This is a genomic window from Enterobacter sp. CCUG 70166 (genome assembly GCF_020224095.1).
GTDB lineage: Bacteria > Pseudomonadota > Gammaproteobacteria > Enterobacterales > Enterobacteriaceae > Enterobacter > Enterobacter intestinihominis.
This window is the reverse complement of the sequence record NZ_NRIQ01000036.1, coordinates 105,560-131,108: the sequence shown is the minus strand read 5'-3', so window position 1 is coordinate 131,108 and position 25,549 is coordinate 105,560. Positions and strand designations below refer to the sequence as shown.

The window sequence follows — 25,549 nt, the reverse complement described above, 5'->3', positions numbered from 1 at the left end:
GAAAACGCGACGCATGAAAGCAGCGGCAAAAACGCTAAAACCAAAACGCCAGGAAGAACAGGCCAACTTTACCAGTTGGCGTTTTGCGTTGCTTTGCGGCTGCATTTTACTGGCGCTGGGTTTCCTGCTGGGACGCGTGGCGTGGCTACAAATCATCGCGCCTGACATGCTGGTGCGTCAGGGGGATATGCGTTCTCTGCGCGTGCAGGAAGTTTCTACCTCTCGTGGGATGATCACCGACCGCTCCGGCCGCCCGCTGGCGGTGAGCGTACCGGTGAAGGCGATCTGGGCCGATCCTAAAGAGCTGCATGACGCAGGCGGGATCACCCTTGATAACCGCTGGAAGGCGCTCTCAGACGCGTTGAAAATGCCGCTGGATCAGCTGGCGTCACGCGTTAACGCCAACCCGAAAGGGCGCTTCATCTATCTTGCCCGTCAGGTGAACCCTGATATGGCTGACTACATTAAAAAACTCAAGCTGCCCGGCATTCATCTGCGGGAAGAATCCCGCCGTTATTATCCTTCCGGCGAAGTCACCGCGCACCTGATTGGCTTCACCAACGTGGATAGCCAGGGGATTGAAGGCGTTGAAAAAAGCTTCGACAAGTGGCTTACCGGCCAGCCTGGCGAGCGAATCGTGCGTAAAGACCGCTATGGTCGCGTCATTGAAGATATTTCCTCGACAGACAGCCAGGCCGCGCACAACCTGGCCCTGAGTATTGATGAGCGCTTGCAGGCGCTGGTCTATCGTGAGCTGAACAACGCCGTCGCGTTTAACAAGGCGGAATCGGGCAGTGCCGTGCTGGTGGATGTGGCGACAGGTGAAGTGCTGGCGATGGCCAGTAGTCCCTCATACAACCCGAATAATTTTGCCGGTACAGCAAAAGATGCGATGCGTAACCGCTCCATCACCGATGTGTTTGAACCCGGTTCAACCGTAAAACCTATGGTGGTGATGACGGCTCTACAGCGAGGCATCGTCAACGAAAATACCGTTCTGAATACGATCCCTTATCGAATTAACGGCCACGAAATAAAAGACGTGGCACGTTACAGCGAACTGACCCTGACCGGGGTATTACAGAAGTCGAGTAACGTCGGTGTGTCAAAACTGGCGTTAGCGATGCCGTCCTCAGCGTTAGTAGATACTTACTCACGTTTTGGGCTGGGAAAGGCGACCAATTTGGGGTTGGTCGGAGAACGCAGTGGCTTATATCCTCAAAAACAACGGTGGTCTGACATAGAGAGGGCCACCTTCTCTTTCGGCTACGGGCTAATGGTAACTCCCTTACAGTTAGCGCGAGTCTACGCAACGATTGGCAGCTATGGCATTTATCGCCCGCTGTCGATCACCAAAGTTGATCCACCGGTACCGGGGGAACGTGTTTTCCCGGAATCTATCGTTCGTACCGTCGTACATATGATGGAAAGCGTCGCGCTGCCCGGTGGTGGTGGCGTGAAGGCCGCGATTAAGGGCTATCGTATCGCCATCAAAACCGGTACAGCGAAAAAAGTGGGGCCGGACGGCCGCTATATCAACAAATACATTGCCTATACCGCAGGCGTAGCGCCTGCAAGCAATCCGCGTTTTGCGCTGGTGGTCGTCATCAACGATCCGCAGGCGGGTAAATACTACGGCGGCGCCGTCTCCGCGCCTGTGTTCGGGGCTATTATGGGCGGCGTGTTGCGCACCATGAACATTGAACCGGATGCGCTGGCGACGGGCGAAAAAAGTGAATTTGTAATTAATCAAGGCGAGGGAACAGGTGGCAGATCGTAATTTGCGCGACCTTCTTGCTCCGTGGGTGCCTATGCTACCTGCGCGAGCACTGCGAGAGATGGTACTGGACAGCCGCGTAGCGGCTTCTGGCGATCTTTTTGTGGCAGTGGTAGGTCATCAGGCGGACGGGCGTCGTTATATCCCGCAGGCGATTGCGCAAGGTGTTGCTGCCATTATTGCTGAGGCCAAAGATGAGGCAACAGACGGTGAGATCCGTGAAATGCACGGCGTGCCGGTCATCTATCTCAGCCAGCTGAATGAGCGTCTCTCCGCGCTGGCAGGACGTTTTTACAACGAACCTTCCGACCAGTTAAAGCTGGTTGGTGTGACAGGAACCAACGGAAAAACCACCACCACTCAGCTGATGGCGCAATGGGCTCAGCTGCTGGGTGAAACCGGTGCCGTCATGGGCACGGTGGGGAACGGTATTCTGGGCAAAGTAAGCCCGACGGAAAACACTACAGGCTCGGCGGTTGACGTGCAGCGTGTGCTGGCAGGCCTTGCAGAGCAGGGGGCGACCTTCGCGGCGATGGAGGTCTCCTCCCATGGTCTGGTACAACATCGCGTGGCGGCACTGAAATTTGCCGCCTCTGTCTTTACAAACCTGAGCCGCGATCACCTTGATTATCATGGTGATATGGAGCACTACGAAGCGGCGAAATGGCTGCTTTATTCCACTCACCACCACGGGCAGGCGATCATTAACGCCGACGACGAAGTCGGTCGCCGCTGGCTGGAAAAACTGCCAGATGCGGTGGCGGTGTCGATGGAAGATCGCATTAATCCGAACTGTCGTGGCCGCTGGCTGAAGGCAGTCGAAGTGAACTACCACGATAGCGGGGCGACGATCCGCTTTGCTTCCACCTGGGGCGAAGGTGAAATTGAAAGCCGCCTGATGGGGGCTTTCAACGTCAGTAACCTGCTGCTGGCGCTGGCGACGCTGCTGGCGCTGGATTACCCGATGGCGGATCTGCTGAAAACGGCTGAGCGTTTGCAACCGGTCTGTGGCCGCATGGAAGTGTTCAGCGCACCGGGCAAGCCGACGGTGGTCGTGGATTACGCCCATACGCCGGATGCGCTGGAAAAAGCGCTGGAAGCGGCGCGTCTGCACTGCGCAGGCAAGCTCTGGTGCGTGTTTGGCTGCGGTGGCGATCGCGACAAGGGCAAACGTCCGCTGATGGGCGCCATCGCTGAGCAGTTCGCGGATATTACCGTGGTGACCGATGACAACCCGCGTACCGAAGAGCCGAGGGCCATTATCAACGACATTCTGGCGGGCATGCTGGATGCTGGGCGTGCCCGCGTGGTCGAAGGCCGTGCGGAGGCCGTGACTAACGCCATTATGCAGGCGCAGGAGAACGATGTAGTTCTGCTGGCCGGTAAAGGTCATGAAGATTATCAGATCGTCGGCAATCGTCGTCTGGATTACTCCGACCGCGTGACGGCAGCGCGTCTGCTGGGAGTGGTGGCATGATTAGCATTACGTTAAGCCAGGCCGCTGCGGTATTGCAGGGGATGCTGCATGGTCAGGATCTGACCATCGAGGCTGTGACCACCGACACCCGTAAGGTGACGGCGGGCTGCCTGTTTGTGGCGCTGAAGGGTGAACGTTTTGACGCTCACGATTTTGCGCAACAGGCTAGAGATAACGGCGCGGGTGCGCTGCTGGTCAACCGTAAGCTCGATATCGATTTGCCGCAGATTGTGGTGAAAGATACGCGCCTGGCCTTTGGTGAGCTGGCGGCATGGGTTCGCCAGCAGGTGCCAACACGCGTCGTGGCGCTGACGGGCTCGTCGGGCAAAACCTCCGTTAAAGAGATGACGGCGGCGATCCTTAGCCAGTGCGGAAACACGCTTTATACGGCGGGCAACCTTAATAATGACGTCGGTGTACCGATGACGCTGCTGCGCCTGACCCACGAGCATGAATATGCGGTGATTGAGTTAGGGGCTAACCATCAGGGCGAAATCGCCTGGACCGTGAGCCTGACGCGTCCGGAAGCGGCGCTGGTGAATAACCTGGCGGCGGCACATCTTGAAGGTTTTGGTTCGCTGGCCGGTGTGGCGAAAGCGAAAGGTGAAATTTATACCGGCCTGCCGGATGACGGCATCGCCATTATGAATGCCGATAACAATGACTGGCTGAACTGGCAGAGCATCATTGGTTCACGCAAAACCTGGCGCTTCTCCCCGAATGCGGCAAACAGTGATTTTTCGGCGACCAACATTCATGTGACGTCACACGGCACCGAGTTCATCCTCACGACCCCAACGGGCGACATCGACGTGCTGCTGCCTCTGCCGGGTCGTCATAACATCGCCAATGCGCTTGCTGCGGCAGCGCTCTCAATGGCGGTAGGGGCCTCACACGCTGCGATAAAAACTGGTCTGGCAAATTTAAAAGCCGTGCCGGGGCGTCTGTTCCCGATCCAGCTGGCTGAAAACAAACTCCTGCTGGATGACTCCTACAACGCTAACGTCGGCTCCATGACGGCGGCCGTGCAGGTCTTGTCTGAGATGCCGGGCTATCGCGTGATGGTTGTGGGCGATATGGCCGAGCTGGGTGATGAAAGCGAAGCCTGCCACGTACAGGTTGGCGAAGCGGCGAAAGCTGCCGGGCTTGACCGCGTACTGAGCGCAGGCACGCTGAGCAAGGCCATTTCCGATGCCAGTGAAGTTGGCGAACATTTTGCCGATAAATCTGCACTGATCGAACGCCTGAAGGCATTGATTACAGAAAAACAGATTGTGACTGTTTTAGTTAAAGGTTCACGTAGTGCCGCCATGGAAGAGGTTGTGCACGCATTACAGGAGAACGGGACATGTTAGTTTGGCTGGCCGAACATTTGGTCAAATATTATTCAGGCTTTAACGTCTTTTCCTATCTGACGTTTCGCGCCATCGTCAGCCTGCTGACTGCGCTGTTCATCTCGTTGTGGATGGGCCCGCGCATGATTGCCCGTCTGCAAAAACTCTCTTTCGGCCAGGTTGTACGCAACGATGGTCCGGAATCGCATTTCAGCAAGCGCGGTACGCCGACCATGGGCGGGATCATGATCCTGACCGCGATTGTGGTGTCCGTTCTGCTGTGGGCTTATCCGTCTAACCCCTACGTCTGGTGCGTGCTGACTGTTCTGGTTGGCTACGGGATCATCGGTTTTGTTGATGACTACCGCAAAGTCGTGCGCAAAGACACCAAAGGTTTGATCGCGCGCTGGAAGTATTTCTGGATGTCGGTAATTGCGCTGGGTGTGGCCTTCGCGCTTTACCTGGCAGGAAAAGACACCCCGGCCACCGAGCTGGTGGTGCCGTTCTTCAAAGACGTGATGCCGCAGCTGGGGCTGTTCTACATTCTGCTGGCTTACTTTGTGATCGTCGGCACCGGCAACGCCGTCAACCTGACCGATGGTCTGGACGGCCTGGCCATCATGCCAACCGTGTTTGTCGCGGGCGGTTTCGCGCTGGTGGCGTGGGCGACCGGTAACATGAACTTTGCAAACTACCTGCACATCCCGTACCTGCGACACGCTGGTGAGCTGGTGATCGTCTGTACGGCGATTGTCGGCGCGGGGCTGGGCTTCCTGTGGTTCAACACCTATCCGGCGCAGGTCTTTATGGGCGACGTCGGTTCACTGGCACTGGGCGGCGCGCTGGGCATTATCGCCGTGCTGCTGCGTCAGGAGTTCCTGCTGGTGATTATGGGCGGTGTGTTTGTGGTTGAGACCCTGTCGGTGATTTTGCAGGTCGGTTCCTTCAAGCTGCGCGGCCAGCGCATCTTCCGTATGGCACCGATTCACCACCACTATGAACTGAAAGGCTGGCCGGAGCCGCGCGTCATTGTGCGCTTCTGGATTATTTCGCTGATGCTGGTGCTGATTGGCCTGGCAACGCTGAAGGTACGTTAATCATGGCAGATTACCAGGGCAAAAAAGTCGTTATCATCGGGTTGGGCCTTACCGGCCTCTCCTGCGTGGACTTTTTCCTTGCGCGTGGCGTGACGCCGCGCGTGATGGATACGCGCGTCTCTCCGCCGGGTCTGGACAAGCTGCCGGAGCAGGTTGAACGCCACCTGGGTGGTCTGAATGATGAGTGGCTGCTGGTCGCCGATCTGATTGTTGCCAGCCCGGGCATGGCGCTGGCGCATCCTTCGCTGAGTGCCGCGGCGGATGCAGGCGTTGAGATTGTTGGCGATATCGAACTGTTCTGCCGGGAGGCGCAGGCCCCGATCGTTGCCATTACCGGTTCAAACGGTAAAAGCACCGTCACCACCCTGGTGGGTGAGATGGCGAAAGCGGCGGGCAAAAATGTCGGCGTGGGCGGTAACATTGGTCTGCCCGCGTTGATGCTGCTCGATAAAGGGTGTGAGCTGTTTGTACTTGAGCTTTCCAGCTTCCAGCTGGAAACCACTTCAAGCCTGCATGCGGCGGCGGCGACGATCCTTAATGTCACCGAAGATCATATGGACAGATACCCGTTCGGCTTGCAGCAGTACCGCGCGGCCAAGCTGCGTGTCTATGAAAATGCCAAAGTCTGCGTGGTGAATGCCGATGATGCACTCACCATGCCGGTGCGTGGCGCAGACGATCGCTGCATTAGCTTCGGTATTAACATGGGTGACTATCACCTTAACCGCCAGCAGGGCGAAACCTGGCTGCGGGTGAAAGGTGAGAAGGTGCTGAACGTGAAAGAGATGATGCTCTCCGGCCAGCATAACTACACCAACGCGCTGGCGGCGCTGGCGCTAGCGGATGCCGTTGGCCTGCCGCGATCTTCAAGCCTGAAGGCGCTGACCACCTTTACCGGCCTGGCTCACCGTTTTCAGCTGGCGCTGGAGCACAAAGGCGTACGCTGGATTAACGATTCCAAAGCGACCAATGTGGGTAGCACCGAGGCGGCATTGAACGGTCTGCACGTTGAAGGCACACTGCATCTGCTGCTGGGCGGCGACGGTAAATCAGCCGATTTCTCCTCGCTGAAGCAGTACCTCAACGGTGATAACGTGCGCCTTTATTGCTTTGGCCGCGATGGCAGCGAGCTTGCGGCGTTGCGTCCTGAGGTCGCCGAACAAACCGAGACCATGGAACAGGCGATGCGCCTTATCGCCCCACGCGTGAAGCCCGGCGATATGGTGCTGCTCTCGCCAGCCTGTGCCAGCCTCGATCAATTTAAGAATTTCGAACAGCGGGGCGATGTCTTTACCCGCCTGGCGAAGGAGTTAGGCTGATGCGTTTATCTCTCCCTCGCCTGAAAATGCCGCGTCTGCCAGGGTTTGGTATCCTGGTATGGCTGTTTACGGCGCTGAAAGGCTGGGTGATGGCTTCACGGGATAAAGATTCCGACAGCCTGATTATGTACGACCGCACGCTGTTCTGGCTCACGCTGGGGCTGGCAGCGACCGGCTTTATTATGGTCACCTCGGCGTCGATGCCTGTCGGACAGCGTCTGGCAAACGATCCGTTCCTGTTTGCCAAGCGTGACGGGCTGTACATCATTCTCGCGTTCTGCCTGGCAATGATCACCTTACGCCTGCCGATGTCGTTCTGGCAGCGGCACAGTACGGCCATGCTTATCGCCTCAATCATCATGCTGTTGATCGTTCTGGTCGTCGGGAGCTCCGTTAACGGGGCATCACGCTGGATCGCCTTTGGTCCGCTGCGTATTCAGCCTGCAGAGTTCACCAAGCTTTCGTTGTTCTGCTACCTGGCAAACTACCTGGTGCGTAAAGTCGACGAAGTTCGTAACAACCTGCGCGGCTTCTTAAAACCGATGGGCGTGATTCTGGTGCTTGCGATCCTGCTGCTGGCGCAGCCCGATCTCGGTACGGTTGTCGTACTGTTTGTCACTACGCTGGCGATGCTGTTCCTGGCGGGAGCAAAACTGTGGCAGTTCATTGCCATCATCGGGATGGGGATTTCGGCGGTGGTGCTGCTGATCCTCGCCGAACCATACCGTATCCGCCGTGTGACCTCGTTCTGGAACCCATGGGAAGATCCGTTCGGCAGCGGTTATCAGCTGACACAGTCGCTGATGGCGTTTGGCCGCGGCGAAGTCTGGGGCCAAGGCCTGGGCAACTCGGTGCAAAAACTGGAGTATTTACCGGAGGCGCATACCGACTTCATCTTCTCCATTATTGGGGAAGAACTGGGTTATATCGGTGTGGTATTGGCGCTATTAATGGTATTCTTCGTCGCTTTCCGCGCCATGTCGATTGGCCGTAAAGCGCTGGAGATCGATCACCGCTTCTCCGGTTTCCTGGCCTGCTCAATTGGTATCTGGTTTAGCTTCCAGGCACTGGTAAACGTTGGGGCCGCAGCGGGTATGCTGCCGACCAAAGGTCTGACGTTGCCGTTGATCAGTTATGGTGGTTCGAGTCTGTTGATCATGTCGACGGCCATCATGTTTTTGTTACGCATAGATTATGAAACGCGTCTGGAGAAAGCTCAGGCGTTTACACGAGGTTCACGATGAATCAACCGAAGCGGTTAATGGTGATGGCAGGCGGGACCGGCGGACACGTGTTCCCGGGACTGGCGGTTGCGCACCATTTAATGGAACAGGGCTGGCAGGTACGCTGGCTGGGAACCGCAGACCGCATGGAAGCCGACCTTGTTCCTAAACACGGTATCGAGATCGACTTTATTCGTATTTCTGGCCTTCGTGGCAAAGGGATCAAGGCGCTGCTGCTGGCGCCGGTGCGCATTTTCAATGCCTGGCGTCAGGCGCGCGACATTATGAAGCGCTTTAAGCCTGACGTCGTTCTGGGCATGGGCGGCTACGTTTCCGGTCCGGGAGGACTGGCGGCGTGGTCACTGGGCATCCCTGTTGTTCTGCATGAGCAGAACGGTATTGCCGGGTTGACCAACAAATGGCTGGCAAAAATCGCCACCAAAGTTATGCAGGCCTTCCCCGGGGCATTCCCGAAAGCCGATGTCGTAGGGAACCCGGTGCGTGTGGACGTGCTGGCGCTGCCGCTGCCAGATGCACGTCTGGCGGGCCGAGAAGGGCCGGTGCGCGTGCTGGTTGTCGGCGGTTCCCAGGGCGCACATATTTTAAACCAGACGATGCCACAGGTTGCGGCAAAACTGGGTGATGCGGTGACCATCTGGCACCAGAGCGGGAAGGGCGCTCAGCAGAGCGTTGAGCAGGCTTACGCGCAGGAAGGTCAGCCGCAGCATAAAGTGACTGAATTTATTGATGATATGGCCGCAGCCTATGCCTGGGCCGATGTCGTGGTCTGTCGTTCGGGTGCGCTGACGGTGAGCGAAATCGCCGCCGCCGGTTTGCCAGCGCTGTTTGTGCCGTTCCAGCACAAAGACCGACAGCAGTACTGGAATGCGCTGCCGCTTGAGAAAGCGGGTGCCGCAAAAATTTTTGAGCAGCCACAATTTACCGCTGATGCGGTCGCCACTACCCTGGCGGGCTGGAACCGGGATGTATTACTGGAGATGGCGCAACGCGCACGCGCGACCGCTATCCCGGATGCAACGGAACGGGTGGCAAAAGAAGTGAGCCTGGCAGCCCAGGCATAATTCTCGCAGCGCGTGTTGCGCTGCACGATTTTTTTGAAGTAGTCGATGGCGTTTAGAGAATGAATACACAACAACTGGCAAAACTGCGTTCTATCGTGCCCGAGATGCGTCGCGTCCGGCACATTCACTTTGTCGGCATCGGTGGTGCTGGCATGGGCGGTATTGCCGAAGTGTTAGCTAACGAAGGCTATCAGATCAGCGGGTCTGACCTGGCGCCAAACCCTGTTACGCAGCAGCTGGCGTCGCTGGGGGCGACTATCTATTTCAATCATCGCCCGGAAAACGTGAGCGATGCGAGCGTGGTTGTAGTGTCCAGCGCGATCTCCGCGGATAACCCGGAAATCGTTGCGGCGCATGAGGCGCGCATTCCGGTGATCCGTCGCGCGGAAATGCTGGCTGAACTGATGCGTTTCCGTCACGGCATTGCGGTGGCCGGTACGCACGGTAAAACCACAACAACAGCGATGGTCTCCAGCATTTATGCGGAAGCGGGTCTCGACCCAACGTTCGTTAACGGTGGTCTGGTGAAAGCCGCTGGCGTGCATGCGCGTCTGGGCCACAGCCGTTATCTGATTGCGGAAGCGGATGAGAGCGACGCGTCGTTCCTGCATCTACAGCCAATGGTGGCTATCGTCACCAATATCGAAGCTGACCATATGGATACCTACCAGGGCGACTTCGAGAACTTAAAGCAGACCTTTATTAACTTCCTGCACAACCTGCCGTTCTATGGCCGTGCGGTGATGTGCGTGGACGACCCGGTGATCCGCGAGCTGCTGCCGCGCGTCGGGCGTCAAATTACCACCTACGGCTTCAGCGAAGACGCTGATGTACGCGTGGAAGATTATAAGCAGATCGGTGCGCAGGGACATTTCACCCTGGCACGCCAGGATAAAGAGCTCCTGCATGTCACCCTGAACGCGCCGGGACGTCACAATGCCCTGAATGCGGCGGCGGCGGTGGCTGTTGCAACGGAAGAAGGCATTGATGATGAGGCGATCCTGCGCGCGCTGGAAAGCTTCCAGGGAACGGGCCGTCGCTTCGACTTCCTGGGTGAGTTCCCACTGGAGCCGGTAAACGGTAAGCCCGGTTCTGCGATGCTGGTCGACGACTATGGTCACCATCCGACGGAGGTTGACGCAACCATCAAAGCGGCACGCGCGGGTTGGCCGGAAAAGAATCTGGTCATGATCTTCCAGCCGCACCGTTACACACGTACCCGCGATCTATATGACGATTTTGCCAACGTCCTTTCGCAGGTCGATACCCTGCTGATGCTGGATGTTTATGCCGCGGGCGAAGCGCCGATTCCGGGCGCGGACAGTCGGTCTTTATGTCGTACCATCCGCGGACGCGGTAAAGTGGACCCTATCCTGGTCCCCGACCCGGCGCAGGTAGCTGAAATGCTTGCCCCGGTCCTGACGGGTAACGATCTGATCCTGATTCAGGGTGCGGGAAATATCGGCAAAATCGCCCGTACCTTAGCTGAAATCAAACTGAAGCCGCAAACTCAGGAGGACGAGCGTCATGGCTGATAAGATTGCTGTCCTGTTTGGCGGCACTTCCGCCGAACGCGAGGTTTCTCTGAATTCGGGCGCTGCCGTGCTGGCGGGCCTGCGTGAAGGTGGCGTGGACGCGCATCCGGTTGATCCGAAAGAGGTGGACGTTACGCAGCTGAAAGCGATGGGCTTCGATAAAGCCTTTATCGCGTTGCATGGCCGCGGCGGTGAAGACGGCACGTTGCAGGGGCTGCTGGAGCTGATCGGTATGCCGTACACCGGCAGTGGCGTGATGGCATCCGCTATCTCCATGGATAAACTGCGCAGCAAACTGCTGTGGCAGGGGGCGGGTCTGCCCGTTGCGCCATGGGTTGCACTGACGCGCCGTGAATTTGAATTGGGCTTGTCGGACAGCGTTAATACACGCATTGCGGCACTGGGCTTACCGGTTATTGTGAAGCCTAGCCGTGAAGGGTCGAGCGTGGGAATGTCCAAAGTTGATAAAGCTGTAGATTTGGCTGACGCTTTAGCTCTGGCATTTCAACATGATGAAGAAGTTCTGATTGAAAAATGGCTTAGCGGGCCGGAATTTACCGTCGCGATGCTTGGTGAAGAAATTTTACCGTCAATTCGCATCCAACCCGCCGGAGTCTTCTATGATTATGAGGCGAAGTATCTCTCTGATGAGACGCAATATTTCTGCCCAGCTGGTCTTGAAGCACAACGTGAAGCGGAATTACAGTCTCTGGTGCTTAAAGCCTGGAATGTTTTGGGATGCCGAGGCTGGGGACGAATTGATGTGATGCTTGACGCTGACGGGCAATTTTATCTGCTGGAAGCAAACACGTCTCCGGGTATGACCAGCCATAGCCTTGTGCCGATGGCGGCGCGTCAGGCGGGAATGAGCTTCTCGCAATTAGTCGTACGTATTCTGGACCAGGCGGGCTGATATGTCTCAGGCTGCGTTGAACACGCGCAACCGCGATGACGAAGAAGAATATTCTTCTTCGCGCCGGAGTAATGGAACGCGTCTTGCAGGGATTATCTTCCTGCTCGGGGTGCTGTGCACCGTGTTTATCAGCGGCTGGATGGTGCTGGGCTGGATGGAAGACGCACAGCGGTTGCCGCTGTCGAAGCTGGTAGTGACCGGAGAGCGTCACTACACGCGTAACGATGACATTCGCCAGTCAATTCTGGCGCTGGGGTCGCCTGGCACCTTTATGACGCAGGACGTCAACATTATCCAGAGCCAGATTGAACGTCTGCCGTGGATAAAACAGGCGAGTGTCAGAAAGCAATGGCCTGATGAATTGAAGATTCATCTGGTTGAATATGTGCCGATTGCGCGTTGGAATGATCAGCATATGGTTGACGTAGACGGAAATTCGTTCAGCGTCCCGAGCGATCGTGTCAACAAGCAGAATTTACCGATGTTGTATGGCCCGGAAGGCAGCGAAAACGAAGTATTGCAGGGTTTTCGTGAGATGGGGCAGGTGCTGGCTAAGGATCGCTTTACGTTAAAAGATGCTGCGATGACGGCGCGCCGTTCCTGGCAGCTGACCTTAACGAATGGCATTAAGCTCAATCTTGGCCGCGGCGACACAATGAAACGTCTGGCGCGTTTTGTAGAACTTTACCCGGTTTTACAGCAGCAGGCGCAGACGGATGGCAAACGGATAAGCTACGTTGATTTGCGCTATGACTCAGGCGCAGCAGTCGGTTGGGAGCCGGCTCCGGTCGAGGAACCTAATCAGCAACAAAATCAGGCACAGGTACAGGCAGAACAACAATGATCAAGTCGACGGACAGAAAATTGGTAGTAGGACTGGAGATTGGCACCGCGAAGGTTGCCGCTTTGGTAGGGGAAGTTCTGCCCGACGGTATGGTCAATATCATTGGCGTGGGCAGTTGCCCTTCCCGTGGTATGGATAAAGGTGGGGTAAACGACCTTGAGTCGGTGGTGAAATGCGTTCAGCGCGCCATCGACCAGGCTGAATTGATGGCAGATTGCCAGATTTCCTCTGTCTATCTGGCCCTTTCTGGTAAGCACATCAGCTGCCAGAATGAAATCGGTATGGTGCCGATTTCTGAAGAAGAAGTGACGCAGGAAGACGTTGAGAACGTTGTCCACACGGCGAAATCCGTGCGTGTTCGCGACGAGCACCGTGTGCTGCATGTGATCCCGCAAGAATACGCGATCGACTACCAGGAAGGTATCAAGAATCCGGTCGGTCTGTCGGGCGTACGTATGCAGGCAAAAGTGCACCTGATCACATGTCACAACGATATGGCGAAGAACATCGTAAAAGCCGTTGAACGTTGTGGCCTGAAAGTTGACCAACTAATTTTCGCCGGACTTGCCGCGAGCTATTCCGTGCTGACCGAAGACGAACGTGAACTGGGCGTCTGTGTGGTCGATATTGGTGGTGGTACAATGGACATGGCTGTCTATACCGGCGGTGCGTTGCGCCACACCAAAGTGATCCCGTACGCCGGGAATGTGGTGACCAGCGATATCGCTTACGCCTTTGGTACGCCACCGAGCGATGCAGAGGCGATTAAAGTGCGCCACGGTTGCGCGCTGGGCTCTATCGTCGGCAAAGACGAGAGCGTTGAAGTACCGAGCGTAGGCGGTCGACCGCCGCGCAGTTTGCAACGCCAGACGCTGGCTGAGGTAATTGAGCCGCGTTATACCGAGCTGCTCAACCTAGTCAACGAAGAGATTTTGCAGTTACAGGAACAGCTTCGCCAGCAGGGTGTGAAACATCATCTCGCAGCGGGGATTGTATTAACCGGCGGGGCAGCGCAAATTGAAGGTCTTGCGGCCTGCGCTCAGCGCGTGTTCCATACGCAGGTGCGTATTGGTGCGCCGCTGAATATCACCGGTTTAACGGATTATGCTCAGGAGCCGTACTATTCAACGGCGGTGGGCCTGCTGCACTACGGGAAAGAATCCCATTTAAGTGGTGAGGCAGAGGTGGAAAAACGCGTCTCGGTGGGGTCGTGGGTCAAACGACTTAACACCTGGTTGCGAAAAGAATTTTAATTTTTTAAGAGACCGGAGAGAATTAGCGGTCTCGGGCGACAGGCACAACGGAGAGAGAGATTATGTTTGAACCTATGGAATTAACCAACGACGCGGTGATTAAAGTCATCGGCGTCGGTGGCGGCGGCGGTAACGCCGTAGAGCACATGGTGCGCGAGCGCATCGAAGGTGTTGAATTCTTCGCGGTGAACACCGATGCGCAGGCGCTGCGTAAAACGGCTGTTGGCCAGACGATTCAGATCGGTGGTGGCATCACCAAAGGTCTGGGAGCAGGGGCTAACCCGGAAGTGGGCCGCAACGCGGCTGAAGAAGATCGTGAAGCGCTGCGCGCTGCACTGGACGGTGCAGACATGGTCTTCATCGCAGCGGGTATGGGCGGCGGTACAGGTACCGGTGCAGCACCCGTTGTGGCGGAAGTCGCTAAAGATTTAGGTATTCTGACCGTTGCTGTCGTGACCAAGCCTTTCAACTTTGAAGGTAAGAAGCGTATGGCTTTCGCGGAGCAGGGTATCACCGAGCTGTCCAAGCACGTGGACTCTCTGATTACCATTCCGAACGACAAGCTGCTGAAAGTGCTGGGTCGCGGTATCTCTCTGCTGGACGCCTTTGGCGCGGCAAACGACGTGCTGAAAGGCGCGGTTCAGGGTATCGCTGAACTGATTACCCGTCCTGGCCTGATGAACGTTGACTTTGCAGACGTTCGCACAGTGATGTCCGAGATGGGCTACGCGATGATGGGCTCTGGCGTGGCGAGCGGTGAAGACCGTGCGGAAGAAGCCGCTGAAATGGCGATCTCTTCTCCACTGCTGGAAGATATCGATCTGTCTGGCGCGCGCGGCGTGCTGGTCAACATTACCGCTGGCTTTGACCTGCGTCTGGATGAGTTCGAAACCGTGGGTAACACCATCCGTGCATTCGCCTCTGACAACGCTACCGTTGTTATCGGTACGTCCCTTGACCCGGAAATGAACGACGAACTGCGTGTGACCGTTGTGGCCACCGGTATCGGTATGGACAAGCGTCCTGAGATCACCCTCGTGACCAACAAACAGACTCAGCAACCGGTGATGGATCGTTACCAGCAGCACGGTATGTCGCCTCTGACTCAGGAGCAAAAACCGGCTGCGAAAGTGGTGAACGACCCGACTCCACAAACGGCAAAAGAGCCAGATTATCTGGATATCCCGGCGTTCCTGCGTAAGCAAGCTGACTAAGAATTGGCTGGAATTTGGGGATTTGCGCTCTTTGTGCTAAACTGGCCCACCGTTAGTGATATACACTCTCGGTTGGATAGTTAATTTGGCGAGATTATACGATGATCAAACAAAGGACACTTAAACGTATCGTTCAGGCGACGGGTGTCGGTTTACATACCGGCAAGAAAGTCACACTGACGTTACGCCCTGCGCCGGCCAATACCGGGGTCATCTATCGTCGCACCGACTTGAATCCACCGGTAGATTTTCCGGCCGATGCCAAATCTGTGCGTGATACTATGCTCTGTACTTGTCTGGTGAACGAGCATGACGTGCGGATTTCTACCGTAGAGCACCTGAACGCCGCCCTGGCGGGTCTGGGTATCGACAACATTATGGTTGAAGTCGATGCGCCAGAAATCCCGATCATGGACGGGAGTGCTGCTCCGTTCGTTTATTTGTTGCTGGATGCCGGCATCGAAGAACTGAACTGCGCGAAGAAATTTGTTCGCATTAAAGAGACCGTTCGCGTCGAAGATGGCGACAAATGGGCTGAATTCAAACCGTACAATGGTTTCTCGTTGGACTTCACCATCGATTTTAACCATCCGGCGATTGACTCCAGCACCCAGCGCTATGCGATGAACTTCTCTGCGGATGCGTTCATGCGTCAGATCAGCCGAGCACGTACCTTCGGCTTTATGCGTGATATCGAATATCTGCAATCCCGCGGCCTGTGCCTGGGCGGCAGCTTCGATTGTGCCATCGTTGTTGACGATTATCGCGTACTGAACGAAGACGGTCTGCGTTTTGAAGATGAATTTGTTCGTCACAAAATGCTGGACGCGATCGGCGACCTCTTCATGTGTGGTCACAACATCATTGGTGCCTTTACCGCGTTTAAATCCGGTCATGCACTGAACAACAAACTGTTGCAGGCCGTCCTGGCAAAACAGGAAGCCTGGGAATATGTGACCTTCGAAGACGAAGCTGAACTGCCGCTGGCGTTCAAAGCCCCGACTATGGTCCTGGCGTAACGGTTAAAGCCGTTTCGTAAGAAAAGCGACTGGTTCACCTGGTACTCTCTCCGACCAGGGAAGCCAGTCGTTTTTATTTCTGCCCTTTCTGGATTTGTCTCTCTCACCCCTGGCCTGTGTTGGGTGCCAAATAACGGTGTGTTCGCTGCATTAATGACCGTTTTTACCTGCTGCAAGGTGTCATTCCTGCTGTCGTGTATTGGCTTTAGTGGTAATATCTGGGCGCTAAAAAAGAATAACTGAACTCAGCCTGCACTGGCGGGCGAACGTGGTGGAGCAAGTGAGCGGAATACTGACGCGCTGGCGACAATTTGGCAGACGTTACTTCTGGCCGCATCTCTTATTGGGGATGGTCGCGGCGAGTCTCGGCTTGCCTGTGCTCAGCAACAGCGCAGACGCGGCAACCCCAGCACGTTCCACGACGACCAAGCACGATCTCACCACGCGGGTTAACTTCACTAATCTCGCATGGCTTGAAGCCAGCCGTCGTCCCAATTTCTCCGTTGATTACTGGCAGCAACACGCGATTCGCACGGTTATTCGCCATCTGTCGTTCGCGATGGCGCCGCAGACGATGCCTGTTGCTGAAGAAACGCTGCCGGTCCAGGCTCAGCACCTTGCTCTGCTCGATACGCTCAATGCGCTTCTGACGCAGGACAACCAGCCGCCTGTGACCGTGAGTCAGACGGCGCAAACTGCTTTTGTTTCCCCCGCATCCTTCTCTGTTTCGACCTGGATTAGCCAGGTTCACGGCATCCGTGCCGGACCTCAACGCCTCAGCTAAATTAACCCTTTTTCAATACCTTAATTTATCTGCCCGACTGGGGCGTTTGAGAATTTATTATGCTAATCAAATTGTTAACCAAAGTTTTTGGTAGTCGTAACGATCGTACCCTGCGCCGCATGCGCAAAGCTGTGAACGTCATCAACGGTATGGAACCGGCGATGGAGAAGCTCTCTGATGATGAACTGAAAGCAAAAACCGCGGAGTTCCGTGCGCGTCTGGAGAAAGGCGAAACCTTAGAAAGCCTGATCCCGGAAGCCTTTGCCGTAGTACGTGAGGCCAGTAAACGCGTGTTCGGCATGCGTCACTTCGACGTGCAGCTGCTGGGCGGGATGGTGCTCAACGAGCGCTGCATCGCGGAAATGCGTACCGGTGAAGGTAAAACCCTGACTGCAACGCTGCCGGCTTACCTGAATGCGCTGACGGGTAAGGGCGTTCACGTTGTTACCGTCAACGACTATCTGGCGCAGCGCGACGCCGAAAATAACCGTCCACTGTTCGAATTCCTCGGCATGACCGTGGGCATTAACATGTCCGGCCTGCCGGCACCTGCGAAGCGTGAAGCCTACAACGCGGACATCACATACGGCACCAACAACGAATACGGCTTCGACTACCTGCGTGACAACATGGCGTTCAGCCCTGAAGAGCGCGTCCAGCGTAAACTGCACTATGCGCTGGTGGATGAGGTTGACTCCATTCTGATCGATGAAGCGCGTACCCCGCTGATCATCTCCGGCCCGGCCGAAGACAGCTCCGAGATGTACCGTAAAGTCGACAAAATCATTCCACACCTGCTGCGTCAGGAGAAAGAAGACTCCGATACTTTCCAGGGTGAAGGTCACTTCTCCGTGGATGAAAAAGCGCGTCAGGTCAACCTGACCGAACGCGGCCTGGTGAAAATCGAAGAGCTGCTGGTGGCTGAAGGCATTATGGAAGAGGGCGAGTCTCTGTACTCCCCGAGCAACATTATGCTGATGCACCACGTAACGGCTGCACTGCGCGCGCACGCCCTGTTCACCCGCGACGTTGACTACATCGTTAAAGACGGTGAAGTCATCATCGTCGATGAACACACCGGTCGTACCATGCAGGGACGTCGCTGGTCCGATGGTCTGCACCAGGCCGTGGAAGCGAAAGAAGGCGTGGATATTCAGAACGAAAACCAGACGCTGGCCTCTATCACCTTCCAGAACTACTTCCGTCTGTACGAGAAGCTGGCGGGGATGACCGGTACCGCAGATACCGAAGCGTTTGAGTTTAGCTCCATCTATAAGCTGGATACCGTGGTTGTACCAACCAACCGTCCAATGATCCGTAAGGATATGCCGGACCTGGTATACATGACCGAAGCGGAAAAAATCCAGGCGATCATCGAAGATATTCGCGATCGTACCGCGAAGGGCCAGCCGGTTCTGGTGGGGACCATCTCCATCGAGAAATCTGAAGTGGTGTCTAACGAGCTGACCAAGGCGGGCATCAAGCACAACGTGCTGAACGCCAAGTTCCACGCTAAAGAAGCAGATATCGTTGCGCAGGCGGGTTACCCGGCTGCCGTAACCATCGCTACCAACATGGCGGGTCGTGGTACCGATATTATGCTCGGCGGTAGCTGGCAGGCCGAAGTGGCCGAGCTGGAAAACCCAACCCCGGAGCAAATCGCGCAGATCAAAGCCGACTGGCAGGTGCGTCACGACGCGGTGCTGGCATCCGGTGGTCTGCACATCATTGGTACCGAGCGTCATGAATCTCGTCGTATCGATAACCAGCTGCGCGGTCGTGCGGGCCGTCAGGGTGATGCCGGTTCTTCCCGCTTCTATCTGTCCATGGAAGATGCGCTGATGCGTATTTTTGCCTCTGACCGTGTGTCCGGCATGATGCGTAAACTGGGCATGAAACCAGGCGAAGCGATCGAGCACCCGTGGGTTACCAAAGCGATTGCCAACGCCCAGCGTAAAGTAGAAAGCCGCAACTTCGATATTCGTAAGCAGCTGCTGGAATATGATGACGTTGCCAACGACCAGCGTCGTGCAATCTATACCCAGCGTAACGAACTGCTGGACGTGTCCGACGTGAGCGAAACCATTAACAGCATTCGCGAAGATGTGTTCAAAGCCACTATCGACGCGCACATTCCACCGCAGTCTCTGGAAGAGATGTGGGATATCGAAGGCCTGCAGGAACGTCTGAAAAACGACTTCGACCTCGAACTGCCAATCAAAGAGTGGCTGGACAAAGAGCCTGAGCTGCACGAAGAGACCCTGCGCGAGCGTATCTACGAAACCGCGCTGGACGTCTACAAGCGTAAGGAAGAAGTGGTTGGCGCTGAGATGATGCGTCACTTCGAGAAAGGCGTAATGTTGCAGACCCTGGACTCCCTGTGGAAAGAGCACCTGGCGGCGATGGACTACCTGCGTCAGGGTATCCACCTGCGTGGTTATGCGCAGAAAGATCCGAAGCAGGAGTACAAGCGTGAATCCTTCTCCATGTTTGCTGCCATGCTGGAGTCGCTGAAGTATGAAGTCATCAGCACTCTGAGCAAAGTTCAGGTGCGTATGCCGGAAGAAGTGGAAGCGATGGAGCAGCAGCGTCGTGAAGAAGCTGAGCGTCTGGCACAGATGCAGCAGCTGAGTCATCAGACCGATGAGAGCGAAGCCGCAGCGGCAATCGCAGCGCAGACGGGCGATCGTAAAGTCGGTCGTAACGATCCGTGCCCATGCGGTTCCGGCAAAAAATACAAGGCGTGCCACGGCCGCCTGAGCTAAGAACATAACAAACCGAAAAGGCGCAGATATCTGCGCCTTTTTTATGGACGTGACATGATGAAAACACTGCAAATTGCTGTCGGGATCATTCGCAACCCGCAAAACCAGATCTTCATTACCCAACGTGCCGCCGATGCGCATATGGCCAACAAATGGGAATTCCCCGGCGGGAAAATCGAATCAGGTGAAACGCCGGAGCAGGCGCTGGTGCGTGAGCTTCAGGAAGAGGTGGGGATCACCCCGCTTGACGCAACGCTGTTCGATAAGCTGGAGTACCAGTTTCCGGACAGGCACATCACGCTCTGGTTCTGGCTGGTGGAAAACTGGGAAGGTGAGCCATGGGGAAAAGAGGGGCAGCCGGGTAACTGGATTGAGCTTCAGGCCAGCGATGCGGAAAAATTCCCGCCTGCCAATGAGCCTGTGATCCTCCGGCTGGTCGCACAACCGTAGGCCTGCTAAGCGAAGCGCCAGCAGGCTTTAAATGTTACTGCTGGTTTTCGCTCCAGTCATCGCTATCCGAGAGATCGCCTTCGCTCGGAATGCGTTTCTCTTCCGCCGCCCATTCGCCCAGGTCTATAAGTTGACAGCGTTTGCAGCAGAATGGGCGAAATGGACTCACTTCTCCCCAGACGACAGTTTTCCCACAGGTTGGGCAGTTTACGGTGGTTACGTCAGACATCGGCACTCCTTAACAACAGGCCAGTTCAAAATCGAGGCGTTCCGGCACGGTGCCATGCTCACTGTCCAGCGGCATAAAGCGGATCGCGAAACGGCTTTTATGTCCGGAAATTTGCGGGTAAAGCTGCTCGCCAAGAGAGAGATTCAAACGCAGAAGATCGGCGTCGTCGCCGTTATCCTGATAAAAACCGTTGAGACTGGTCTGCTTGCGGAACGGGGCAGAGTTACGCACAAGATCGAGGATCAGGGATAACGTTTGATTCATCGGCTCCAGACTGCCCATCCAGCTGTTTACCTGGCGATCGCGCTGTTCCTGCGGCATGTGCAGCCACATATGTAGCGTTGGAAGGTCAAAGCTACAGCAACCGCCCGGTATGCTCAGACGCTGACGCACCAGCGCAATCAGACGGTCCTCGCGTAAAAATTGTCCAACGCGCGGCGCGGCCATCAGCGTCGCGCTGCTGTTTTTTAGCTGCTGGCGTAAAGCGTCAATTCGACTTTTATCTACGCCCGGTACTTCGGCCCAGGCCTGTAATTTACGCTGCTGGCGCTCCAGCTCTTTCAACAGCTCAGTGCGGACATCGCCGCGTTCAATCACATCCAGCAGATCGCCCACGTTGCGGAAAAAATGCAGCGCGGTGGCGTGATCGTTGACGGGCAGATGTTGTGAAAGTTGTTGAATAAGAAATTCTATGCGTAGCCAGGTACGCATTTTTTCGTTAAGCGGATGCTCAAAAAGGATATGAGTCGACATTATGGTTTTTCCTGTGCAACGGCCTGCGCGGCGAAGGTCAGATACTGCGCGTGCAGACGAGCAACATCCGATGCAATGGCATCTGGTGCGCCGTTATTATCAATAACATCATCCGCAACGGCGAGGCGCGCTTCGCGCGTGGCCTGTGCGGCAAGAATTTGTTCAGCATGCTCGCGTGAAACATGGTCACGCGCCATGGTTCTCTGGATTTGCGTTTCGCGGGAAACGTCAATCACCAGCGTTCTGTCTGCTTTATTTTGAAGCTGATTTTCCACCAGTAACGGGATCACCCACAACACATAGGGCGAACTGGCTGCGGCAATCTGACGCTGAGTTTCCTGGTGGATAATGGGGTGGAGCAGGGCATTAAGCCAGGCTTTTTCCGCCGGATCGGAAAATATGCACTCACGCAACTGCCGACGATTCAGGGTGCCGTCAGCCTGTATCACTCGGCGACCAAAATGCGCTTCGATGGCGTTTAAGGCGGGTGTATTGGGTTCTACCACCTGACGGGCAATGATATCGGCGTCGATAATCGTGATGCCGAGACGAGCAAACGCGTGCGCAACGGTGCTTTTACCACTACCGATGCCGCCGGTTAATGCGACGATATACCCCATTAAATCAGATCCTGGGAATTATTCAGTTTTAAAATCAGTTGCTTAAAATTCAAACTTACAACAGCCAATGTTTAGCTCTCTTTACCCGCTTTTTACCAGGTAAATTTATAGGATTGTAGCGTAAAAAAAGAGAATTTCGCAGTCTTGCGGAGCAGGTATTAGTGCGTATGATAGCGTCACTGGAGTTGTGCTTTTAATATATTTGCCTCTAACCCCAGGAATCCGCACATGCGTATCGAAGAAGATCTGAAGTTAGGTTTCAAAGACGTTCTTATCCGCCCTAAACGCTCTACACTGAAAAGTCGCTCAGACGTTGAACTCGAACGTCAATTCACCTTTAAGCATTCCGGTCAGACGTGGTCTGGCGTGCCGATTATCGCGGCCAATATGGACACCGTCGGGACCTTCGAGATGGCGACCGCGCTGGCGCAATTCGACATCCTTACTGCGGTACATAAACACTACAGCCCTGAGGAGTGGAATGCGTTTGTCGCCTCCGCCTCGGCTGACGTGGTGAAGCATGTGATGGTCTCGACCGGTACGTCTGATGCAGATTTCGAGAAAACCAAACAGATCCTGAACGCCAATCCGGCGCTGAATTTTGTCTGCATTGACGTGGCAAATGGTTATTCCGAGCATTTCGTCCAGTTCGTCAGCAAGGCGCGTGAAGCCTGGCCAACCAAAACCATCATCGCGGGCAACGTGGTGACCGGTGAAATGTGTGAAGAGCTGATCCTCTCCGGGGCCGACATTGTGAAAGTAGGCATTGGCCCGGGGTCCGTTTGCACCACGCGCGTGAAAACCGGTGTGGGTTATCCGCAGCTGTCTGCGGTAATTGAATGCGCTGACGCCGCGCACGGTCTGGGCGGCCAGATCATCAGCGACGGTGGCTGCACCATGCCAGGCGATGTGGCGAAAGCCTTCGGCGGCGGCGCGGACTTCGTGATGCTCGGTGGCATGCTGGCCGGCCACGAAGAGAGCGGCGGTACCGTGGTGGAAGAGAACGGTGAGAAATTCATGCTGTTCTACGGAATGAGCTCTGAATCTGCGATGACCCGTCACGTGGGTGGTGTCGCGAAATACCGTGCGGCGGAAGGCAAAACCGTTAAGCTGCCACTGCGTGGCCCGGTCGAAAACACGGCGCGCGATATCCTCGGCGGTCTGCGTTCTGCCTGCACCTACGTGGGGGCTTCCCGCCTGAAAGAGCTGACTAAACGCACGACGTTTATCCGCGTTCAGGAGCAGGAAAACCGCGTATTTAATAGCCTCTGACGGCTACGGCTGGCGCGCGTCCGTGCGCCAGCATTACCCCGCGCTCATTGCATCCCCCAGATGGAAAATCGGCAGATACATCGCCACCACCAGCGTGCCAATAATCAGACCTGTCACGACCAGTAGCAAAGGCTCAAGAAGCGCCGCCAGATTGTCTGCCTGCTGAAATGTCTGTTCCGTATGATGGCGGGCCAGATTCATCAGCATCACATCCAGTGAACCCGATACTTCTCCGGTGCGAATGAGCTGAATACACAGTGGCGTAAAAACAGAGGCCTTCTGGAAGGAGGACCACACGGGCATCCCCTGTTCGATATCGCTGCGTATCTCACGGAGTTTCTCCTGCCAATAGCCACTCTCAACGGTTTCCTCCACACTCTCCACTCCTTGTAAAAAAGCAATTCCAGCCTGCTGGGTTAATGACAGCACTGTAAAAATTTGCCCCAGTTTTTGCCCACGCATCAGCGTGCCCATCACAGGTACATGTAACAGGACGTACTGCCAGCGCGGATGCCGCCGCAGCTTACAGGCGATGACAACCATTGCCACGAGCAGGGCCAAAAGGGTGAGCATATGCGCCTGAACCAGGGCCGCCAGCCCCATGACTGCCTGCGTGAGCAAAGGGAGCGGGGTGTTGAACGTTTTGTAGATTGCAGCAAACTCAGGCAACACCAGCGTGACCATCGCCAGCACCACGAAAACGGCCAGCGTCAGGATGATCAGCGGATAGCGCAGCGCTTTCTTCACCTTTGCACTGAGCTGCTGCTGGGATTTTTGCTGCAGCGCAAGCTGACGGCAGCAGGCTTCGAGCTTACCCGTCAGCTCACCCGTCTTCACCATCGAGACATAAAGGGGGCTAAACACCTCTGGCCATTTCTTCATGGCCTCTGACAGGGCGCAACCTTCGCTCAGGTCATCAGCAAGACTGTGCAGCAGCGCCTGCCAGTGCTTCAAAGGATGCTGTTCCGCCAGCATGTGCAGGCTTTGGGACAGCGTGAGTCCGGCCTGTAGCAGCGTGGCGAGCTGGCGAAAAATATCGTAGCAGTGTTGTACCTGCCATCGGTGTCGCTGCTGGCAGCGTTTTAGCGCCAGCGGGTGCAGCTGTTTAAGCACCAGAGCCGTGTAAGCTGCGTTACGGTCGATGGCCCAGAGGGTGCCGGTTTGCACCTCCCCCTCGGTGGTCAGGGCACGCCAGCGCCAGAGCGAATTAGCAGCCATCGGGCATTCCCAGGACGCGCAACAACTCTTCGAGCGTGGTCAGCCCTTGCTCCACGGCCATGCAGCCGTGCTCAAACAAAGAGGTCATTCCCGCCTGACGAGCGCTGGACCCAATCACCTCCGTGCTTGCTCCGCTGGCGATGGCCTGCCGCAGCGTGTCGTCGATGACGAGCACTTCAAAAATGGCTACGCGACCATAAAAACCGTGGTAGCAGCGCTCGCAACCGGTGGGTTGCCAGCGAGGAAGCGGCCGGGGCCACAGCGTGCGAGGTAATTCGGTGTGGCGGCTGGCTTCCTGTCGGCAGTACGGGCATAAACGACGCACCAGCCGCTGGGCAATCACCATCGAGAGCGCCGAAGAGATCATCCAGCGCGCGACGCCCATCTGTTGCAACCGTACCAGCGTTTCAGTCGTCGAATTAGTATGAAGGGTGGACAGCACCAGATGCCCGGTTTGCGCCGCCTTAATGGCAATTTCTGCCGTTTCGCCGTCACGAATTTCACCCACCATAATGATGTCAGGATCCTGCCTGAGCAGGGCACGCAGCACGCTCTGGAAGGTCAGCCCCGCGCGCGGATTAATCTGCGTCTGGTTTAAGCCTGCAAGCGGGATTTCAACGGGATCTTCCACGCTGCAAATATTAACGTCAGGGGTATTTCGCGCCTGTAACGCACTGTACAGCGTCACCGTTTTCCCGCTACCGGTCGGGCCGGTGACCAGAATCAACCCCTGAGGGCTGTTAAGCGCCCCGGCAAAACGGGCCTGCTGGTCTGCACTCATCCCCAGCAGTTCAAGCTCCAGTGCCTGCTGCACCTGGTGAAGCAGACGAAGCACGATTTTTTCTCCACCGCTACAGGGAAGGGTTGCGATACGAAAAGAGACGGGGACGCTTGCCAGCTCCACCGTAAACTGACCGTCCTGCGGTAGGCGGCGCTCCGCAATATCCAGTTGGCCCAGCACCTTCAGGCGTGCGGCAAGCGTCGTACCGAGGGCGGCGGAAACCGGCGGTTGCGGGTAGAGAACACCGTCGATTCGCAAACGGATCTGGTAGCCGTGCTCCGTCGGTTCAATATGGATGTCAGAAGCCCGCTGGTTCACTGCCTGCTGCAACGTTGTACTGAGCACGTCAGCGGCTGAGTTTGGCACTATTCCCGGCAGGTGTGATGATGAGAGGGACTGAAGCCGTTTTTCCATCCGTTCGGCCGTCCAGCACTCAATATCAATACGTTTCTGTGTGGCGAAGCGTAACGCTTCCATCAGCTCAGAGGCAGGATTACCCACCACCGCAATGCTGATCATCTCGGTGTCGCTTGCGAGTAGCAGTGCGTGATGGCGCTGACAGAGCGTCATAAGCTGTTCGGTGTTCATTG

General features: G+C 56.0%; 22 protein-coding genes. 17 read left to right on the top strand and 5 right to left on the bottom strand.

All coding sequences use genetic code 11. The features are described from left to right. Positions 1-13 precede the first annotated feature (13 nt). From ftsI to mutT, 16 genes are all read left to right on the top strand, one after another. On the top strand, positions 14-1,780 hold the full coding sequence (gene ftsI / locus CKK19_RS16115) for a peptidoglycan glycosyltransferase FtsI (protein ID WP_063853340.1): 1,767 nt from the start codon (positions 14-16) through the stop codon (positions 1,778-1,780). After that, positions 1,767-3,254, top strand: coding sequence for a UDP-N-acetylmuramoyl-L-alanyl-D-glutamate--2,6-diaminopimelate ligase (gene murE / locus CKK19_RS16110; RefSeq protein WP_063853341.1), 1,488 nt, complete (start codon positions 1,767-1,769; stop codon positions 3,252-3,254). The genes ftsI and murE overlap by 14 nt, the downstream gene beginning before the upstream one ends. Further along, complete coding sequence (gene murF / locus CKK19_RS16105; RefSeq protein ID WP_063853342.1) at positions 3,251-4,609, top strand: UDP-N-acetylmuramoyl-tripeptide--D-alanyl-D-alanine ligase; 1,359 nt, start codon at positions 3,251-3,253, stop codon at positions 4,607-4,609. Before murE ends, murF begins: the two co-directional genes overlap by 4 nt. Next, positions 4,603-5,685, top strand: a complete 1,083-nt coding sequence (gene mraY, locus CKK19_RS16100) for a phospho-N-acetylmuramoyl-pentapeptide-transferase (RefSeq protein WP_003856353.1) — start codon at positions 4,603-4,605, stop codon at positions 5,683-5,685. The genes murF and mraY overlap by 7 nt, the downstream gene beginning before the upstream one ends. A gap of 2 nt (positions 5,686-5,687) precedes the next feature. Continuing rightward, positions 5,688-7,004, top strand: coding sequence for a UDP-N-acetylmuramoyl-L-alanine--D-glutamate ligase (murD, locus tag CKK19_RS16095; protein ID WP_063853343.1), 1,317 nt, complete (start codon positions 5,688-5,690; stop codon positions 7,002-7,004). After that, positions 7,004-8,248 (top strand): cell division protein FtsW, encoded by a 1,245-nt coding sequence (gene ftsW / locus CKK19_RS16090; protein WP_022647044.1) that lies wholly within the window; start codon positions 7,004-7,006, stop codon positions 8,246-8,248. The genes murD and ftsW overlap by 1 nt, the downstream gene beginning before the upstream one ends. Then, on the top strand, positions 8,245-9,309 hold the full coding sequence (murG, locus tag CKK19_RS16085) for an undecaprenyldiphospho-muramoylpentapeptide beta-N-acetylglucosaminyltransferase (RefSeq protein WP_063148361.1): 1,065 nt from the start codon (positions 8,245-8,247) through the stop codon (positions 9,307-9,309). Before ftsW ends, murG begins: the two co-directional genes overlap by 4 nt. A 59-nt stretch (positions 9,310-9,368) precedes the next feature. Continuing rightward, positions 9,369-10,844: a UDP-N-acetylmuramate--L-alanine ligase gene (murC, locus tag CKK19_RS16080; protein ID WP_023299323.1), complete on the top strand. Its 1,476-nt coding sequence runs from the start codon at positions 9,369-9,371 to the stop codon at positions 10,842-10,844. Beyond that, entirely contained in the window at positions 10,837-11,757 is a 921-nt protein-coding gene (locus tag CKK19_RS16075) for a D-alanine--D-alanine ligase (RefSeq protein ID WP_063853344.1), read from the top strand. The genes murC and CKK19_RS16075 overlap by 8 nt, the downstream gene beginning before the upstream one ends. A gap of 1 nt (position 11,758) precedes the next feature. Next, positions 11,759-12,601, top strand: a complete 843-nt coding sequence (gene ftsQ, locus CKK19_RS16070; protein WP_003856342.1) for a cell division protein FtsQ — start codon at positions 11,759-11,761, stop codon at positions 12,599-12,601. Then, positions 12,598-13,854, top strand: coding sequence for a cell division protein FtsA (ftsA, locus tag CKK19_RS16065; protein WP_003856340.1), 1,257 nt, complete (start codon positions 12,598-12,600; stop codon positions 13,852-13,854). Before ftsQ ends, ftsA begins: the two co-directional genes overlap by 4 nt. Positions 13,855-13,916: 62 nt before the next feature. After that, positions 13,917-15,068: a cell division protein FtsZ gene (ftsZ, locus tag CKK19_RS16060; RefSeq protein ID WP_022647048.1), complete on the top strand. Its 1,152-nt coding sequence runs from the start codon at positions 13,917-13,919 to the stop codon at positions 15,066-15,068. Positions 15,069-15,169: 101 nt separating this feature from the next. Then, positions 15,170-16,087, top strand: coding sequence for a UDP-3-O-acyl-N-acetylglucosamine deacetylase (gene lpxC, locus CKK19_RS16055; protein ID WP_003856337.1), 918 nt, complete (start codon positions 15,170-15,172; stop codon positions 16,085-16,087). A gap of 280 nt (positions 16,088-16,367) precedes the next feature. Further along, positions 16,368-16,871 carry a secA translation cis-regulator SecM gene (gene secM / locus CKK19_RS16050; RefSeq protein ID WP_032677334.1) on the top strand — a complete coding sequence of 168 codons (504 nt, stop codon included), beginning with the start codon at positions 16,368-16,370 and terminating at the stop codon, positions 16,869-16,871. A gap of 59 nt (positions 16,872-16,930) precedes the next feature. Then, positions 16,931-19,636: a preprotein translocase subunit SecA gene (gene secA, locus CKK19_RS16045; protein ID WP_022647050.1), complete on the top strand. Its 2,706-nt coding sequence runs from the start codon at positions 16,931-16,933 to the stop codon at positions 19,634-19,636. Between the two features lie 57 nt (positions 19,637-19,693). Beyond that, positions 19,694-20,086 carry an 8-oxo-dGTP diphosphatase MutT gene (mutT, locus tag CKK19_RS16040; protein ID WP_032621758.1) on the top strand — a complete coding sequence of 131 codons (393 nt, stop codon included), beginning with the start codon at positions 19,694-19,696 and terminating at the stop codon, positions 20,084-20,086. Between the two features lie 34 nt (positions 20,087-20,120). Here the strand turns inward: mutT and yacG are convergent, their stop codons facing one another. Genes yacG through coaE form a run of 3 tightly spaced genes read right to left on the bottom strand, consistent with a single transcriptional unit; the run spans position 20,121 to position 21,688 of the window. Then, positions 20,121-20,315, bottom strand: coding sequence for a DNA gyrase inhibitor YacG (gene yacG, locus CKK19_RS16035; RefSeq protein WP_003856332.1), 195 nt, complete (start codon positions 20,313-20,315; stop codon positions 20,121-20,123). Positions 20,316-20,324: 9 nt separating this feature from the next. Beyond that, positions 20,325-21,068: a cell division protein ZapD gene (gene zapD / locus CKK19_RS16030; RefSeq protein WP_022647052.1), complete on the bottom strand. Its 744-nt coding sequence runs from the start codon at positions 21,066-21,068 to the stop codon at positions 20,325-20,327. Continuing rightward, positions 21,068-21,688: a dephospho-CoA kinase gene (gene coaE / locus CKK19_RS16025; protein WP_022647053.1), complete on the bottom strand. Its 621-nt coding sequence runs from the start codon at positions 21,686-21,688 to the stop codon at positions 21,068-21,070. The genes zapD and coaE overlap by 1 nt, the downstream gene beginning before the upstream one ends. Before the next feature lie 228 nt (positions 21,689-21,916). On the opposite strand from coaE, the gene CKK19_RS16020 reads away from it, so the two are divergent. Continuing rightward, positions 21,917-22,960, top strand: a complete 1,044-nt coding sequence (locus CKK19_RS16020; protein ID WP_022647054.1) for a GMP reductase — start codon at positions 21,917-21,919, stop codon at positions 22,958-22,960. 33 nt (positions 22,961-22,993) lie between these two features. On the opposite strand, the gene hofC is transcribed toward CKK19_RS16020, so the two are convergent. Both hofC and gspE read right to left on the bottom strand, forming a co-directional pair. After that, on the bottom strand, positions 22,994-24,178 hold the full coding sequence (gene hofC / locus CKK19_RS16015; protein ID WP_063135787.1) for a protein transport protein HofC: 1,185 nt from the start codon (positions 24,176-24,178) through the stop codon (positions 22,994-22,996). Further along, positions 24,168-25,547 (bottom strand): type II secretion system protein GspE, encoded by a 1,380-nt coding sequence (gene gspE / locus CKK19_RS16010; protein WP_022647056.1) that lies wholly within the window; start codon positions 25,545-25,547, stop codon positions 24,168-24,170. Before gspE ends, hofC begins: the two co-directional genes overlap by 11 nt. Positions 25,548-25,549: the final 2 nt, after the last annotated feature.

Coding starts and splice junctions, on each gene's coding strand:
- lpxC (WP_003856337.1), top strand. CDS start 15,170: ATGATCAAACAAAGGACACTTAAACGTATCGTTCAGGCGACGGGTGTC.
- murG (WP_063148361.1), top strand. CDS start 8,245: ATGAATCAACCGAAGCGGTTAATGGTGATGGCAGGCGGGACCGGCGGA.
- yacG (WP_003856332.1), bottom strand. CDS start 20,315: ATGTCTGACGTAACCACCGTAAACTGCCCAACCTGTGGGAAAACTGTC.
- murC (WP_023299323.1), top strand. CDS start 9,369: ATGAATACACAACAACTGGCAAAACTGCGTTCTATCGTGCCCGAGATG.
- zapD (WP_022647052.1), bottom strand. CDS start 21,068: ATGTCGACTCATATCCTTTTTGAGCATCCGCTTAACGAAAAAATGCGT.
- mutT (WP_032621758.1), top strand. CDS start 19,694: ATGAAAACACTGCAAATTGCTGTCGGGATCATTCGCAACCCGCAAAAC.
- ftsW (WP_022647044.1), top strand. CDS start 7,004: ATGCGTTTATCTCTCCCTCGCCTGAAAATGCCGCGTCTGCCAGGGTTT.
- secA (WP_022647050.1), top strand. CDS start 16,931: ATGCTAATCAAATTGTTAACCAAAGTTTTTGGTAGTCGTAACGATCGT.
- ftsZ (WP_022647048.1), top strand. CDS start 13,917: ATGTTTGAACCTATGGAATTAACCAACGACGCGGTGATTAAAGTCATC.
- mraY (WP_003856353.1), top strand. CDS start 4,603: ATGTTAGTTTGGCTGGCCGAACATTTGGTCAAATATTATTCAGGCTTT.
- CKK19_RS16020 (WP_022647054.1), top strand. CDS start 21,917: ATGCGTATCGAAGAAGATCTGAAGTTAGGTTTCAAAGACGTTCTTATC.
- coaE (WP_022647053.1), bottom strand. CDS start 21,688: ATGGGGTATATCGTCGCATTAACCGGCGGCATCGGTAGTGGTAAAAGC.
- ftsQ (WP_003856342.1), top strand. CDS start 11,759: ATGTCTCAGGCTGCGTTGAACACGCGCAACCGCGATGACGAAGAAGAA.
- ftsA (WP_003856340.1), top strand. CDS start 12,598: ATGATCAAGTCGACGGACAGAAAATTGGTAGTAGGACTGGAGATTGGC.
- ftsI (WP_063853340.1), top strand. CDS start 14: ATGAAAGCAGCGGCAAAAACGCTAAAACCAAAACGCCAGGAAGAACAG.
- CKK19_RS16075 (WP_063853344.1), top strand. CDS start 10,837: ATGGCTGATAAGATTGCTGTCCTGTTTGGCGGCACTTCCGCCGAACGC.
- murF (WP_063853342.1), top strand. CDS start 3,251: ATGATTAGCATTACGTTAAGCCAGGCCGCTGCGGTATTGCAGGGGATG.
- hofC (WP_063135787.1), bottom strand. CDS start 24,178: ATGGCTGCTAATTCGCTCTGGCGCTGGCGTGCCCTGACCACCGAGGGG.
- gspE (WP_022647056.1), bottom strand. CDS start 25,547: ATGAACACCGAACAGCTTATGACGCTCTGTCAGCGCCATCACGCACTG.
- murD (WP_063853343.1), top strand. CDS start 5,688: ATGGCAGATTACCAGGGCAAAAAAGTCGTTATCATCGGGTTGGGCCTT.